The sequence below is a fragment of the Burkholderiales bacterium genome, from assembly GCA_035560005.1.
Classification (GTDB): domain Bacteria; phylum Pseudomonadota; class Gammaproteobacteria; order Burkholderiales; family Eutrophovitaceae; genus DASRFY01.
The window spans coordinates 13891-28685 of the sequence record DATMAN010000047.1 but is presented as its reverse complement, the minus strand read 5'-3'; the positions used below and the strand labels follow the sequence as shown (position 1 = coordinate 28685).

General features: G+C 66.0%; 18 protein-coding genes. 9 read left to right on the top strand and 9 right to left on the bottom strand.

Annotation, left to right across the window (positions count from 1 at the left end; all coding sequences use genetic code 11):
- The first annotated feature begins 29 nt into the window (after positions 1-29).
- From mutM to VNM24_06715, 4 genes are all read left to right on the top strand, one after another.
- On the top strand, positions 30-848 hold the full coding sequence (gene mutM, locus VNM24_06730; GenBank protein ID HWQ38297.1) for a bifunctional DNA-formamidopyrimidine glycosylase/DNA-(apurinic or apyrimidinic site) lyase: 819 nt from the start codon (positions 30-32) through the stop codon (positions 846-848).
- Between the two features lie 131 nt (positions 849-979).
- Positions 980-2734: a PQQ-binding-like beta-propeller repeat protein gene (locus VNM24_06725; protein HWQ38296.1), complete on the top strand. Its 1755-nt coding sequence runs from the start codon at positions 980-982 to the stop codon at positions 2732-2734.
- 169 nt (positions 2735-2903) lie between these two features.
- Positions 2904-3245: a cytochrome c gene (locus VNM24_06720; GenBank protein HWQ38295.1), complete on the top strand. Its 342-nt coding sequence runs from the start codon at positions 2904-2906 to the stop codon at positions 3243-3245.
- Complete coding sequence (locus VNM24_06715; protein ID HWQ38294.1) at positions 3242-4012, top strand: transporter substrate-binding domain-containing protein; 771 nt, start codon at positions 3242-3244, stop codon at positions 4010-4012. The genes VNM24_06720 and VNM24_06715 overlap by 4 nt, the downstream gene beginning before the upstream one ends.
- 10 nt (positions 4013-4022) lie before the next feature.
- On the opposite strand, the gene VNM24_06710 is transcribed toward VNM24_06715, so the two are convergent.
- From VNM24_06710 to VNM24_06690, 5 genes are read right to left on the bottom strand one after another with little or no spacing between them, the layout of a single operon-like run.
- Entirely contained in the window at positions 4023-4286 is a 264-nt protein-coding gene (locus VNM24_06710) for a YfhL family 4Fe-4S dicluster ferredoxin (protein ID HWQ38293.1), read from the bottom strand.
- An 11-nt stretch (positions 4287-4297) separates the two neighbouring features.
- The gene (coaD, locus tag VNM24_06705) at positions 4298-4789 is read right to left on the bottom strand and encodes a pantetheine-phosphate adenylyltransferase (protein ID HWQ38292.1); all 492 of its coding nucleotides are present in this window, start codon (positions 4787-4789) and stop codon (positions 4298-4300) included.
- Positions 4773-5330: a 16S rRNA (guanine(966)-N(2))-methyltransferase RsmD gene (gene rsmD / locus VNM24_06700; protein ID HWQ38291.1), complete on the bottom strand. Its 558-nt coding sequence runs from the start codon at positions 5328-5330 to the stop codon at positions 4773-4775. Before rsmD ends, coaD begins: the two co-directional genes overlap by 17 nt.
- 3 nt (positions 5331-5333) lie before the next feature.
- Positions 5334-6659, bottom strand: a complete 1326-nt coding sequence (locus VNM24_06695; GenBank protein ID HWQ38290.1) for a pitrilysin family protein — start codon at positions 6657-6659, stop codon at positions 5334-5336.
- Positions 6646-8043, bottom strand: a complete 1398-nt coding sequence (locus VNM24_06690; GenBank protein ID HWQ38289.1) for a pitrilysin family protein — start codon at positions 8041-8043, stop codon at positions 6646-6648. The genes VNM24_06695 and VNM24_06690 overlap by 14 nt, the downstream gene beginning before the upstream one ends.
- A 67-nt stretch (positions 8044-8110) precedes the next feature.
- Here VNM24_06690 and ftsY point away from each other — a divergent pair, with 67 nt between their 5' ends.
- The 4 genes from ftsY (at position 8111) to rpoH (ending at position 11625) form a co-directional block, all read left to right on the top strand.
- Positions 8111-9058 carry a signal recognition particle-docking protein FtsY gene (gene ftsY / locus VNM24_06685; protein HWQ38288.1) on the top strand — a complete coding sequence of 316 codons (948 nt, stop codon included), beginning with the start codon at positions 8111-8113 and terminating at the stop codon, positions 9056-9058.
- Between the two features lie 57 nt (positions 9059-9115).
- A complete protein-coding gene (ftsE, locus tag VNM24_06680) occupies positions 9116-9769 on the top strand; it encodes a cell division ATP-binding protein FtsE (GenBank protein HWQ38287.1) in 654 nt (217 codons plus the stop codon).
- Entirely contained in the window at positions 9766-10671 is a 906-nt protein-coding gene (gene ftsX, locus VNM24_06675) for a permease-like cell division protein FtsX (GenBank protein ID HWQ38286.1), read from the top strand. Before ftsE ends, ftsX begins: the two co-directional genes overlap by 4 nt.
- Positions 10672-10764: 93 nt before the next feature.
- Complete coding sequence (gene rpoH, locus VNM24_06670; GenBank protein HWQ38285.1) at positions 10765-11625, top strand: RNA polymerase sigma factor RpoH; 861 nt, start codon at positions 10765-10767, stop codon at positions 11623-11625.
- 49 nt (positions 11626-11674) lie between these two features.
- Here rpoH and VNM24_06665 read toward each other — a convergent pair whose 3' ends face one another.
- The 4 genes from VNM24_06665 to VNM24_06650 all read right to left on the bottom strand — a co-directional run bounded on the left by VNM24_06665 (position 11675) and on the right by VNM24_06650 (position 14537).
- Positions 11675-12259, bottom strand: a complete 585-nt coding sequence (locus tag VNM24_06665; protein ID HWQ38284.1) for an SCO family protein — start codon at positions 12257-12259, stop codon at positions 11675-11677.
- 7 nt (positions 12260-12266) lie between these two features.
- Entirely contained in the window at positions 12267-13160 is an 894-nt protein-coding gene (cyoE, locus tag VNM24_06660; GenBank protein ID HWQ38283.1) for a heme o synthase, read from the bottom strand.
- A 110-nt stretch (positions 13161-13270) separates the two neighbouring features.
- Complete coding sequence (locus VNM24_06655; GenBank protein ID HWQ38282.1) at positions 13271-13873, bottom strand: cytochrome C oxidase subunit I; 603 nt, start codon at positions 13871-13873, stop codon at positions 13271-13273.
- Positions 13833-14537, bottom strand: coding sequence for an SURF1 family protein (locus tag VNM24_06650; protein ID HWQ38281.1), 705 nt, complete (start codon positions 14535-14537; stop codon positions 13833-13835). Before VNM24_06650 ends, VNM24_06655 begins: the two co-directional genes overlap by 41 nt.
- A 60-nt stretch (positions 14538-14597) precedes the next feature.
- On the opposite strand from VNM24_06650, the gene VNM24_06645 reads away from it, so the two are divergent.
- Positions 14598-14795: a twin transmembrane helix small protein gene (locus tag VNM24_06645; GenBank protein ID HWQ38280.1), complete on the top strand. Its 198-nt coding sequence runs from the start codon at positions 14598-14600 to the stop codon at positions 14793-14795.

Here is a 14795-nt window from a genome sequence, read left to right as displayed (position 1 = left end):
TGCATGTTGCGCGCTGAGCCGATGAGCTGATGCCGGAACTGCCCGAAGTGGAAACCACGCGGCGCGGCTTGGTCGCCCGCCTGTGCGGGACAATGATTACCGAGTTGGCCGTGCGCGAACGCAGGTTGCGCTGGCCGGTCGAGCGAAAGCTTTCCGTCCGGCTGCGCGGCGCGCGGATCCGCGCCATCGAGCGGCGTGGAAAATACCTTCTCGTCGACTGCGGCGGCGGCTGGCTGATCCTGCACCTGGGGATGTCCGGCAGCCTGCGCATACTGCCGCAGGGCACGCCGGCCGGCAGGCACGATCATGTCGATTTCTTGCTGGCGAATGGACAGCTGCTGCGACTCACGGATCCGCGCCGCTTTGGCGCCGTGCTGTGGGCGGGCTCCGACCCGCTGTCGCACCCGCTGCTCGCCCACCTGGCGCCCGAACCGCTGGAGGCCGCGTTTACCGCCGAGTGGTTGCACGCGAGGCTGGCCGGGCGCAAGGCCGCGATCAAGAGCCTGCTGATGGACGGGCATATCGTCACCGGCGTAGGCAACATCTACGCCGCCGAGGCCCTGTTCCGCGCCCGCATTCATCCGGCCACGCCCGGACGCCGGCTCGGTCCCGCGCGCTGCGCCAGGCTGGTGGAAGCGATTCGCAAAACGTTGCAGGCCGCGATCGCCGCCGGCGGCAGCACGCTGCGCGACTTTGTCGCGGCCGACGGGCGGCCCGGATATTTCCAGCAGGAGTACTACGTCTACGGGCGCGCGGGCCAGCGTTGCCGTGTGTGCGGCACGCGCATCCGCAGCCTGCGCCAGGGGCAGCGCGCAACTTTCTACTGCCCGCGCTGTCAGCGTTTTTGACGCGTCTTTGCCGTTGTCGCGCGCGTGCGCGACAACAGGCAGTGGCGTACCCACGCCGGGCGGGTGAACTCGCCGGCCTCCCGGCGTTCTTGTCTTTCCGATCGGCGATGGTTCTTAGGGGGAGTTTCAAGATGCGAATTCCGAAGCGTCGCAGCCACGTATGGGTGACTGGAGCGGCCGCCGCGGCCATGTCCGCGGTGCTGTTCGCAGCACCGGTGCACGCTGCGCAGGTCGACGGCAACCGTTTGCTCAATGCAGAAAAGGAGCCGGGCAACTGGATGACCTACCATGGCACCTACAAGTCGTGGCACTACAGCCCGCTCAATCAGATCAACACCGGCAACGTGAAGAACCTGAAGGAAGCGTGGTCGCACGTGGCCTCGCGCGCCAATCGCGGCCTGCAGGGGTTCCCACTCGCCATCGACGGCGTGCTCTACTACTCGAGCCCTTACAACCAGCTCTACGCGCTGGACGGCGCGACCGGTCAAGTCCTCTGGACCTACAAGCAGAAGCTCAACGAAGACCTGGTGGCGCGCCAGACCCACGGACCGTACAACCGCGGCATCGCGGCCGGCTACGGCAACATCTACATGGGCACGCTGGACGGCAAACTGGTTGCGGTCGATGCCAAGACCGGCAAGCTCAACTGGGAAACCAAGCTGGTGGACTCGGAAAAGCTCACCGTCGGGTTCACCGGAGCGCCCCTGCTCGTCAAGGACAAGGTCGTTATCGGCGCGCAGGGCGGCGAGTGGCCTTATCGCGGGCCGATGTTCGGTGTGAACGCCAAGACCGGCGAGAAAGTGTGGGAGTTTTTCACCGTGGCCGGCAACGAGGGCACCAAGTCCGATGCGCGCAACACCTGGGGCGGCGAGTCCTGGCGCACCGGCGGCGGCGGCGGCTGGATGGCCGGCAGCTACGACCCGCAAACCAACACCGTGTGGTGGGGCACTGGCAACCCGGCGCCGCTCTACGACTGGGCCGGCGACAAGTGGATGACCGAGGGCCCGCGTCCGGGCACCAATCTGTACACGTCTTCGATCATCGGACTCGACCCGGACAGCGGCGAGCTGAAGATGTACTTCCAGGTGCTGCCGCACGACGCCTGGGACTTCGACCCGGCCTCGGGCGAGCTGATGTTCATCGACAAGGGCGGCAAGACCTACGTGGTGCACCCGAGCAAGAATGGGTTCGTCTACGTGTTCGATCGCAACATGAAGGTCGTCAACGTCTACCCCGGCGTTGACAACATCAACTTTGTCGAGAGCATCAACCCGCGCACCGGCGAGCTGGTCGGTCGTCGCGATCTGGCGGAAGGAAAGCACAAGGACCTGTGCCCGGCCATCGCCGGCGGCTACAGCTGGAACGCGGGCACCTACAGCCCCAAGACGGGGTTACTCTACAAGGTCGGGTTCGAATGGTGCATGGATCTCGAGGTGGTGCGCACCGAACCGATCCTGGAGCCCTTTGCCCAGCTCAACATCGGCGCGAACTTTACCTTCAATAAGACCACGCCGGACGGCAAGCCCGCCCGTGGGCATATCCGCGCGCGCGATCCCATCACCGGCAAGATCAAGTTCGAAATCCCCTATCGGGTGCCGCCGCACGCCGGTCTGCTGACCACCGCCGGCGATCTGCTGTTCGTGCCCGAGGCCGACGGCATGCTGGTTGCCTACGATGCCCGCAGCGGACGCAAGCTCTGGAGCCACAACAACGGCACGGGCCACAACGGCGGCATCATCAGCTACATGGCCAAGGGCAAGCAGTACGTCGCGGTCATGACTGGCTGGGGCTCGCTGGTCGGTGATGGCTATGGCGACCTGTGGGGCGAGCCCTGGGTCAGCATGCCCAAGGACGCGGGCGTGCTGAAGGTGTTCGCTCTGCCATAAGAGCGCCGAAAGCGGTTATACTGGCGCTCCACAACAAGAGGGCGGGAACCGTGGTTCCCGCCCTCGTTTTTTTGTCGGCGCAACCGGCGTGCAGCGCGTTATGAGCGGCGCCTTGCGCCAGGAAACCAGCGCAGCATGGCATCTATCAGAGCAACAAGAGGACTGACGAGTGACGAGTAGCGCAACAAGATTCAGGTTGGCCGCGGCGACGGCGGCGTTGCTGGCGGTCATGGCCGGCGCCACGCCGGCCCGGGCTGACGAGGCGAAGAAGCCGTTCGACGTCAAGGGTACCTTCCGCAATATCTGCGGCTTCTGCCACGAGGATTACGGGCGCAAGGCGGGCAAGGGGCCGCAGCTGATGAACTCGTCCAGCACCGACCAGCAGTTGTTCAACATGATCAAGAACGGCAAACCCGGCCGCATGGCGGCGTTCGGCGGTGTGTTCACCGATGAACAGATCTGGGAGATCGTGAAATTCATCCGCAACCTCAAACCCGAGGAGCATCCATGAGCACGCGTATCCTGCTATGGCTCAGCACTGCCGCGCTGCTGCTCGCAGCGCCGCTGCTGCACGCCAGGACCCTGGAGGAAATCAAGGCGCGCGGGACGATCTCGGTGTGCGCCAACCCCGACGCGCTGCCTTACGCGGCGAACAGACCTGACGAGCCCGGCTTCCAGCTCGAGCTGGCGCGCAAGATCGCCGAGGGACTGGGCGTGGGTCTGACCACCGAATGGATCGTGGCGCGGCGCCGGATCTCGCAGGTCAACTGCGACATGCTGCTCGACAGCGTCAACGATCCGGCCGTATACGAGGGCCGGTTGCTGCTTTCGCGTCCGTATCACCGCACCGGCGTGGCGCTCGGTCTGCGCGGCGATGCGTCCGCGGTCCTAGGATTCGACGATCTGCGCGACGGGCGCAAGGTCGGCGTGATGGTAGGCTCGCTCGCCAGCGTCGTTCTGGGCAAGAAAGGAATCCGGACCTCGCCGTACGCGTTCGAGCAAGACATGATCGAAGATCTGTTGCGTGGCGCGCTCGATGCCGTCGCCGTCAACCCGGCCACCTTCGCGTACCACGCTGCGCGCCGCCCGGATGCCGGCCTGCGCCTGGTGCACGCTTACGAGACGACGCCCGAGCTGAGCTGGCAGGTGTCAGTGGCCCTGCGCAACGCCGACGAGGCGTTGCGTGGCGAGGTCGATCGGGTGCTGGAACGGCTGCTCGCCGAGGGGACGCTCGCGCAGATCTACACGCGCTATCACGTCGAGCATCGCGTGCCCTGAAGGCGCGCGGTCAACCGGCCGGCGCCTTCGCCGCGGTCAGCGCGTTGTATTTGAGCAGCAGTTGCTCCTTCGACTCGACGTGCTGCGGATCGACGATGATACAGTCCACCGGACAGACCTCCTGGCACTGCGGACGATCGAAGTGCCCCGCGCACTCGGTGCATTTCGCCGGGTCGATCTGGTAGATCTCCTCGCCCTGCGAGATCGCGCCGTTGGGACATTCCGGCTCGCAGACGTCGCAGTTGATGCATTCATCGGTGATCAGCAGCGCCATGACGGCAAGACTCAGGCCCGGACTTTGGCTTTGATGCGCGAGACGATGCGCGGGTTCACGAACGGCGAGATGTCGCCGCCCAGGGAAGCGATTTCCCGCACTATCGTCGCGGAAATGAACTGATACTGCTCCGCTGGCGTCAGGAACAAGGTTTCCACGTCGGGATACAGATTCCGGTTCATCCCCGCCATCTGGAACTCGTACTCGAAGTCCGACACGGCGCGCAGGCCGCGCAAGATGACCTTGGCATCCTGGCGGCGCAGAAAATCCATCAGCAGCCCGGCGAAGCCTTCCACCCGCACGTTGTCGTGCCCGGCGAGCACGTCCTTCGCCATCGCCACCCTTTCCTCGAGCGAGAAGAACGGCTGCTTGCCACGGCTGTCGGCCACTGCGACGATCACCTCGTCGAACAGATTGGCCGCGCGGCGCACCAGATCCTCGTGGCCGCGCGTCAGCGGGTCGAACGTTCCGGGATAGACCACGCGGCTATAGCGCGCTTTCATGCGGCCGCCATTGTACCAGCGCGCATTGCACGGCCCCGGCGCGTGCGCGCCGCAGCACCTCGTAACCCTGCGGCATATCGGGTAGCCGCTGCGCTTCCAGGTAGACCTTGGCGCCCTGCTCTAGATGGGCGGGCAGTCGCTGCAGCAGGACGGGCAGCAGCTTCAGCCGGTAAGGCGGGTCGAGAAACACCACGTCGAACCGGCGCGCATCGGACTGCAGGAATGCCAGCGCGTCCGCGCGCAGCAGCTCGACATGCGCCGCCCCCAGCAACCGGCTGTTTTCTTGAAGCGCGCGGAACGCGAGCGGGTCGCGCTCGACCATCGTGACCGCGCGCGCGCCGCGGGAAGCTGCCTCGAACCCCAGCGCACCGCTGCCCGCGAACAGGTCCAGGCAAGCAAGCCCGTCGAGGCGCTGGTTTAGCCAGTTGAACAGCGTTTCACGGATGCGATCGGGCGTGGGTCGCAGGTCGCCCGAGTCGGGGAAGCGCAGCCGCCGGCTTCGCCATGCCCCGCCGATGATGCGGATGCGATGCGCGCCCAAGCTTCAGCCGCCGGCAGGCGGTCCCACCACCACGGTGACCATGCGCGCCGGATCGATGCGCCGGCGCACCGCCTCGCGCACCTGCTGCACGGTAAGCTTGCCGATCTCTCGCGGAAAGCGCTCGATGTAGTCGAGCGGCAGATCGTAGAAGCCGATCAGCCCGAGGTATTCATGGATCTTCTCGTTGCTGTCCACTCGCAAAACGAAGCCGCCGATGACGTTTTGCTTCGCGGCCTCCAGCTCCTCCTTGCCCGGGCCTTCTTCCACGAAACGCCGCAAAGTCTCGCGCATCACCGCCAAGGCCTCGGCCGCCTGCGCGCGCTGGGTCTGCGCCACGAGCACGAACGGACCTTCCAGCGCGGAGGGCGCGAAGTAGCTGCCGGCGCTGTAGGTCAGTCCGCGCTTCTCGCGCAGCTCGGCGGTAAGCCGTGACGTCCATCCGCCTCCGCCCAGCACTTGGTTGGCAAGCCACAGGGCGTAGAAGTCCGGATCACCGCGTCGCAATCCAAGCGCGCCGATGCGCAGATAGGCCTGGCTGGCCGGATGCTCCACCCAGGCTTCCACGGCGGCTTCCAGCGGCGGCACTGGCGGCAGGGCGCGCGGCACGCCACTGGTAGTCGGCAAGCGGGCGGTCAAGCGCTGTGCCAGGTGCTGCGCCTGCGTTCGCGACAGATCGCCGATGATCGCCACTACCGCCCGGTCGGCCACGTAGTGCTGGCGGTGGAACCAGAGCAGGTCCTCGCGCGTGAGCCGGGCCAGCGAATCCAAATCGCCGCTCGCGGGTAAACCGTAGGGGTGTCCCGGATACAGGCGCGCCTGCAACTGCCTTTCTGCGATCGTGCCGGGACGGCTCAGCGCTTCGCGCAGTCCCGCCAGCGCGCGTGTTCTCTCGCGCTCGAAGATTCCGGCGTCGAAAGCCGGTTCGGCCAGGATCGCCTCGAGCACGGACACAGCCGCTTCGCGGGCCTGCGGTGCGGACAGCGTGCGCAACGCGTAGCCGGCACGGTCCACATCGAGTCGCGACACCAGCCGGGCCCCGACGTCAGCCAGGCGATCGGAAACGCCCGACTCGCTCAGCGAACCCGCGCCCAATCGCATCATGTGCACGGTCAGCCGCGCGAGCCCGGCCTTGTCGCGCGGGTCCCGGCTCGTGCCGGCGGCAAACTCCACCGAAACGTCGATGATCGGCAGATCGCGCACTTCCATGAACAGAACCTTGGCACCGCTGTCTGCACGCCAGGTCTCGATGGGCAATGCCGCCGGTGCCTCCAGAGCGAGGCCGCAGAAGATCGCCAGGAGCGCGCATCGGGCTGCGTCAGCGATGCTCATCGGTTGGCTCGGGCAGGGTCTGCGCGCGCGGCTGATCGATCGGCTGCGGTTCGAGCACGGCCACGGTCAGCACGTCGTCGAGCAGGTATCTGCGCGCGGCTTCGCGCACCTGCTCGGGCGACACCGTTTCCAGCTTGCGGATCAGACGAGTGGCGGCGTCAAGCGGCAGGCCGAGCGCGTTGAAACGGCCGATCTGCGAGGCCTGGGCGAACACCGAATCCTGCTGATAGATCTGGGAGGCCACCGCCTGCGCCTTGACTCGTTTCATCTCTGCCTGCGAAATGCCCGCCTCGATCACCTGGCGCAACTGGGCGCGCCAGGCTGCTTCGAACTCCTGTGGACTGCGCCCGGGTGCGAGCGTGGCGCTCACCACGAAGAGCCCGCTGGCGCGCCCGAGTCCGTCGTAACTGGCGCTCACCTGATTGGCGATCTGCGCTTCGCGCACCAGCGCACGCGGCAGACGCGCGGCGTCATGGCCGTCCAGAATCTCCGACAGCATCCAAAGCGCGTAAGGCTCCTGACCGCCGTCGAGATCCCGGAGCACCGGCACGCGATAGGCCAGCACCACCTGCCCCAGCTCGGCGCTTGCCTTGACCGCGATGCGCCGGATGCCGCGCTGGACCGGCTCGTGCCTGGCCTTGCGTTGCGGCAGCGTGCGTGGTGCAAGGGCGCCGAAGTGCCGCTCGGCCAGATCGAACACCGCGTCCGGATCGACGTCGCCCGCCACCACCAGCGTGGCATTGTTCGGAGCGTACCAGCTGTCGTACCAGCGCTGTGTATCGGAAAGCCTCAGATTTTCCAGATCGTGCATCCAGCCGATGATCGGCTGGCGCTCGGGGTTCACCAGCAGCGCGGTTGCCAGAAGCTGCTCGAACAGCAGCGCGTGAGGGCTGTCCTCCACGCGTTGACGCCGCTCTTCCATCACCACGCGCATCTCCCTCGCGAACTCCTCTTCACTCATTCTGAGATTCGCCATGCGATCGGCTTCGAGAGAGAGCGCGAGCGGCAGCTGCTCCTTGGGCAAGCGCTGGTGATAGACGGTGTAGTCCCTCGAGGTGAAGGCGTTGTCGCGGCCGCCGGCGCGCGCGATTCTCCTGGAGAATTCGCCCGGCGCGAGCGTGCTCGTGCCTTTGAACATCATGTGCTCGAGCACATGCGAAATTCCGGTCTGGCCGTTGCCTTCGTCGGCGCTGCCGACCCGATACCAGATCATCGATACCGCGACCGGCGCGCGGCGGTCGGCTTTCACCAGGACCTGAAGGCCGTTGGCGAGCGTGTGCCGGTGAACCGGAACTTCTGGCGCTGGTGCTGCCGCCCTCGCGGTTGCCATCGCCCACACGGCGCAAAGCAGGTGCGCACAGCGCAGGAGGCGCGTGACCATCATCGATGGAGGCTCTAGAATTCGCGGGTCTTCCATGAATGGCGGGCGCTCTTGTGGACAGCGCCGCAGTATGTTTAGTTTCCAGAAACGTGACAAGCAGGAGCGCGCCACCGACTGGACATCGCGCTTGCGCGAGGGACTGGCCGCCACTCGGGCCCGGCTGTCCCGGCAACTGTCGACGCTGCTCGCCGGCGGTCGCCGCATCGACGAAGCGCTGTTCGAGGAATTGGAGAGCGTGCTGGTGAGCTGCGACGTCGGCGTGGACGCCACCGCTTATTTGCTGGCACGCACACGCGAGATCGTCAAGCGCGATCGAACGGATGATGCCGTCCGGGTGCGCGAGGCGCTGAAGTCCGTGCTGCTGGAGCTGCTCGCGCCGTTGCAGCAGCCGCTCGACGTTGCGGCTTCGCACCCGTTCGTGATCCTGATGGCCGGAGTCAATGGCTCGGGAAAGACGACCTCCATCGGCAAGCTGGCCAGGCGCTTCGGCGCGCAGGGCCTGTCGGTGCTGCTCGCTGCCGGCGACACCTTCCGCGCGGCGGCACGCGAACAGCTCGAGGCGTGGGGCGATCGCAGCGGCGTCTCGGTGGTCGCGCAGACCAACGGCGATACGGCGGCCGTGATCTTCGACGCGGTACAGTCCGCGGTGGCAAGAAACATCGATGTGGTGATCGCCGATACCGCCGGGCGCTTGCCCACGCAGCCGCACCTGATGGAGGAGCTCAAGAAGGTCAAGCGCGTGATCGGCAAGGCGCTGCCCGGCGCGCCGCACGAAGTGTTGCTGGTGCTCGACGCCAACAACGGCCAGAACGCGGTCGCGCAGGTCAAGGCATTCGATGCCGCGCTGGGCGTGACCGGGCTGATCGTGACCAAACTCGATGGTACCGCCAAGGGCGGCGCGATCGCGGCAATTGCGCGCCACAAGCCGATCCCCCTGCGCTTCGTCGGCGTGGGCGAGGGTATCGACGACTTGCAGCCGTTCGACGTCAGGGCATTCGTCGACGCGCTGTTCGAATGACGCCCGCACGGTGCCGGCTCTTGCGCCGTGTCGCCCGGAGGACGCGCAACTGAGCGCATGATCACGGTCAGCCACGTATCCAAGCGCTACCTTGGCGGATATCAGGCGCTGCAGGACGTGAGCCTGCGCATCGAATCCGGGGAAATGGTGTTCGTCACCGGTCGCTCCGGCGCCGGCAAAAGCACTCTGTTGAAGGTGATCGCCGCCATCGAACGGCCGAGCGCTGGCAGCGTGCTCATCAACGGCCAGAACGTCAGCGCCATGAGAGCGGGAGCGATCCCGTTCCTGCGGCGCAATTTCGGATTGATCTTTCAGGACCACAAACTGCTGTTCGACCGCAGCGTGTTCGACAACGTGGCGCTGCCGCTGACCATCAGCGGCTTCCCGCGCCGCGAAATCGCGCGCCGCGTGCGTGCGGCGCTGGACAAGGTAGGCCTGCTGGGCCGGGAAAGGGCACGACCCATCACGCTCTCCGGTGGCGAGCAGCAGCGTCTCTGTATCGCGCGCGCCATCGTCAACCGGCCAGCCATCCTCATGGCCGACGAGCCGACCGGCAACCTGGACGCCGCCTATGCCGACGAGATCATCGGCATGTTCAAAGCCTTCAATCAGGTGGGTGTTACCGTGTTGATCGCCACCCACGATCTGTCCCTGATCGACCGCCTGGGCGCGCGCCGGCTGCACCTCGAACAGGGCAGGCTCGCCGAATGAACTGGCTGCTCGCCCATTTCGACACGCTGCGCGAAACCCTGGCGCGGCTGGCCGGCCAGCCGCTGGCTACGGCGTTCAACGTCGCAGTCTTCGGCATCGCGCTGGCGCTGCCGGCCGGCTTCTATGTCGCGCTGGAAGGCATCGCCGGGTTCTCGCGCCAGTTCACCGCCGACCCACAGGTCAGCATCTTCATGAACCTCGACGCCACCGAACAGGACGTGATGCTCATCGAGGAGCGGCTGCGCAGCCATCCTGACGTGGCCCGGTTCGAGTTCGTGGGGCGCGACAAGGCGCTGGCACGATTGCAGCGCAGCGCCGGGCTGGGCGACCTGATCGACGAGCTGCAGGAAAACCCGCTACCCGACGCCTTCGTGATCACCGTGCGTCGCCGGGGGGCCGACGGCCTCGAGCGGCTGGCGACCGAGGCCACCCAGTGGCCGGAGGTCGAGCGCGCTCAGCTCGACTCCGACTGGGCCCGCAAGCTCGACGCCATCCTGGGCCTGGGGCGCTTGGTGGTCCTGATGCTCGGCGCCTTGCTGGGGCTGGCGCTGATCGCGATCACTTTCAACACCATTCGGCTGCAGATCCTGACGCGGCGCGACGAGATCGAAGTGTCGAAGCTCATCGGAGCCACCAACCCCTTTATCCGCAGGCCGTTCCTGTACTTCGGTGCCCTGCAAGGGCTGGCAGGGGGCCTGGCTGCCTGGGCGCTGGTCAGCGCTGGGGTGCATGTGCTGAACTGGGGACTGGCCGAAGTGGCCGCGCTGTATGGCTCCGGCCTGCACCTGCCAGGGCTGTCCGGGCGCGCGTTGGGTTTCCTTTTGGGGCTGTCCGCGGGCTTGGGCTGGGTAGGGGCTTGGTTGTCAGTGAGTCGCCACTTGTGGCACATCGAGCCACGGTAGCGCAGTGCCTTCTCGGGCCGAAACTTTGTTCGGGATTAGCACTCTCAAGCTGTAAGTGCTAATATCATCCGCGCTCAAGGAGGCCAAGAGGGTATGTCCAACGCTTTGACTATCTCCATGCCGCTGCCGTCGGCATCGAGCCTGGATGCGTACATCCAGGCGACCAACCGCTTTCCGATCCTGAGCCAGGAAGAGGAGCAGCGGCTGGCACGGCGCTTCCGGGAACACAATGACCTGGAGGCAGCCCGCACGCTGGTCCTGTCGCATCTGCGTCTCGTGGTCGCGATCGCACGCAACTATCTGGGCTACGGCCTGCCCCATGCCGACCTGATCCAGGAGGGCAACATCGGCCTGATGAAGGCGGTCAAACGCTTCGACCCGGATCGGGGGGTGAGGCTGGTTTCTTTTGCCGTGCACTGGATCCGCGCCGAAATCCATGAATTCATCCTGCGCAACTGGCGCATGGTCAAGGTCGCCACCACCAAGGCTCAGCGCAAGCTGTTTTTTAACCTGCGCAGCCTGAAGTCCGGGTTCCACACCCTGTCGCCCGAGGAAGTGGACGCGGTCGCGAAACAGCTCAACGTCAAGGCGCAAGACGTGGTCGAGATGGAAACCCGCATGAGCGGGCAGGATATCGCGCTCGACCCGATGACGGAGGAGGAAGACGACGGCTTCGCCCCGATCGCCTATCTTTCCAACGCCGAAGACGAGCCGGGCCGGATCCTCGAGCACGAGGAAGACGAGCGAGTGCGTTCTCAGGGCCTGGAGCGGGCGCTGGAAGCGCTTGACCCGCGCAGCCGACGCATCATCGAGGCGCGCTGGTTGCGTGAGAAGGACCCCGCCACCCTGCACGAGCTGGCGAGCGAGTTCGGAGTATCTGCCGAACGGATCCGCCAGATCGAGGCCCAGTCGATGAAGAAAATGCGCGCTCTGATGGCGCCGGCTCAAGCCTGAGGTCCGACGCGCCGCCAACGGACAACGCCCCGCGCTGCGGGGCGTTGTGTTATCCGGCCTCGAGCAGGCGCCCGATGTCGTGGGCGAACACCTCCGCACCCTGGCCGTAACCGACGTACAGACGCAGCCGCCCCGCCGGGTCGAAGATGTAGGTGCCGGCGGAGTGATCCATTGTGTAATCCGCGGGGTTCTTGCCGGCCACCTTCTGGTAGATGACCTTGAACTCCCGAGCCACCGCGGCGATCTGCTGCGGCGAGCCGGTCAGGCCGAGAAAGCTCGGATCGAACGCCGTCACGTAGCGCGACAACAGCTCTGGGGTGTCGCGCTGCGGGTCGACCGTCACCAGCAACACTTGAACGCGCTCGCCTCTCTCGCCCAGCATTCTGCGCGCCGCGGCCAGTTCCGCGAGCGTGGTCGGGCACACGTCCGGACAGTGGGTAAAGCCGAAGAACACGACAACCACCTTGCCGCGGAAGTCCGCCAGCCGGCGCAGCTTGCCGTCGTGACCCACAAGCTCGAAATCGCGCCCGAAGGAGGCGCCAGTCACGTCGGTGGAGCGGAAGCCCTCGGCCGGCTTCTGGCAGCCGCCAAACAACACAAGCCCGGCAACAAGAACGAGCCGCAGCAGCCGCATGGCTCGTTCAGACGTACCAGTAATGATCCATCAGCAGGAAGCCGAAGAGCGCGGAAAGATAGACGATCGAGTACCGAAACACGCGCCTCGCCAGCTGATCGCTGTACGCAACGAGGATGCGGATCGCGTAGCCCAGAAAAACTCCGCCGAGCAGAAGCGCCCCCGCCAGATAGATCCCGCCGCTCATGCGCGTGGCGAACGGCAGCAAGCTCACCGCGAACAGGATGATGGTGTAGAGCAGCACGTGCAGCCGGGTGTAACGGTCGCCGTGCGTGACCGGCAGCATCGGCACCCCGGCCCTGGCGTACTCGTTCTTGCGGTAGAGGGCGAGCGCCCAGAAGTGCGGCGGGGTCCAGGCGAAGATGATCAAGAACAGCAGCAGCGCCTCGTGCGATACCTGTCCAGTGATCGCCGCCCAGCCGAGCACCGGGGGCATCGCCCCCGAAGCGCCGCCGATCACGATGTTCTGGGGCGTGAGCGGTTTCAACACCACGGTGTAGATGATTGCGTAGCCCACGAAGGTGGCGAGCGTGAGCCACATCGTCAGCGGGTTGACCAAGAGCCAGAGGACCAGAAGTCCGCTCCCGCCGGCGAGGCCGGCGAAGACTAGCGTTTCCTGGGCACTGATGGTACCCATGGGCAGGGGTCTTGCCCGGGTGCGCGCCATCACCGCGTCGATTCTCTGCTCGACCAGGCAGTTGACGGCCGCCGCCGACCCCGCCACCAACCAGATGCCGAGCGCGCCGAAAATCAGCCGGTCGATCGGCACCATGCCTGGAACGGCGAGCAGCATGCCGATGATGGCGGTGAACACGATCAGTGACACCACGCGCGGCTTGGTAAGCAGCCAGAACTGCTGAACGCGCGAGGAACTGAGTGGGGGCTGAACCGAGATCGACATCAGTGCGGGGTGTCGAGGAAGGGCGAAGTTTAGCATCACGGGTGAACGCGGCGGTAACGCGCGTGCCGCCCGCGCTCGGAGGCGCTGTCTCGACCAGCAAAGCGGCAGTGTCATTTCGCCTGGATCCAGCCGGCCGACAGCTTGAGCAGCCGGGTCAGATCCTTCTTCATTGCGCTCGGATCAGGTTCGGCTGGATAGCGCATCATGAGATTGCCAAGCGGATCGAGTAGATAGATGTGATCGGCGGCGCTGTTCCGGGCAGGCAGGCGCGACAGGAAGTCGGTTGCCGCCAAGCGCACCGCAATGGTTCCGTGATACTCCCGTTCAAGCTCGGCGGCCGGCGCCTGCTGGTCGCTGATAAGCCAAAGCCGCTCGACGCGGGACTGGTCCTTGCCCTGCGCCAGACGCACTTGGCGAACATAGTAGAGCTTGCGTCGGCAGCGCGCGTCGCAAGCGCCCGAATCGACGATCAGGAAGACCCACTTTCCGGCGAGCTCGGAAAAGCGCAGTGGCGCACCCGCCGCGCGCGGTAGCGAGACGCCGGCCAGGGCGATCGGCGGATCGATGAGCTCGCCGTAGTTGACGAAGCTGTGCGGGCGCCACAAGGCATACAGGGCATAGGACAGGACAAGCGGCGCCAGGCACACCGTCAGGATGAGCCAGAGGGTGAGCTTACTGCGACGCGCGCGCTCGGACGCAACCGAAGTAGACATAGAAGACCACGATCAAAGCGGCGAATATCAGCCACTGTGCCGCATAAGCGCGATGCCGTTGAATGCCGAACCCGGGCGCGCTCCAGTCGCGGGCCAGCCCATCGCCGATGTCGTTCTCCTGCCGAACGAGGTAGTCGCGCACCGCGATGTCGTAGGCCGCACGGTAGCGCGACAGCGTGAAGTTCTGCCAGACACGGCCCTGCACGGTCTGGTACGAAAGCTCGTACGGATGCTCGCTCGGAATCACGGCGGTTCCAGCCACGCGCACCACGCCGGCCGGCGTCATCACGCGCGGGAGGCTGCGCCGGTCGCCGCTCGCCGCCACCCAACCACGATTGACGAGCAGGAATCCGGAGCCGTTTGCCAGCTTGAGGGGCATGATGACCTCGAACCCGGCTCGGCCGGCGCGTACCCGATTGTCGACCAACACCGCCCTGAGGGCGTCGAACTCGCCGAAGGCTTCGATGCGCCGGTACGCCATATCCCGCGGCTCGCCGTCGCGCCCCACGAGGATCGGCGGCTGCGCCTGGCGGGCGGCGTACCGGGCGGCAAGCTCGCTCTTGTAAACGGCGCGATTGAACTGCCAGTGGGCAGCCGATAGCGTCAGCACCAATCCGGCCACCGCCGCCGCGGTCAGGGGCCATCCCGGCCATCGCAACCTCACGGAGCCGCGTAACCTCGTGCGTGGCCACGCGCGGACGCCTGCGCTACACTGCGGTCCGTGATGAAGATCATCGTCGTTCTGTTCCTGATCGCCATCGTCGGCAGTCTGGGCTCGGCCCTGTTCTATCTGGTGCGCGACCGGGGCGGTTCGAACCGCACCGTGCGCGCGCTCACCCTTAGAGTCGGCCTCTCGGTGACGCTGTTCCTGCTGCTGATGGCCGGTTACTACTTCGGCATCATCCCGCGACAGGGCCTGTAG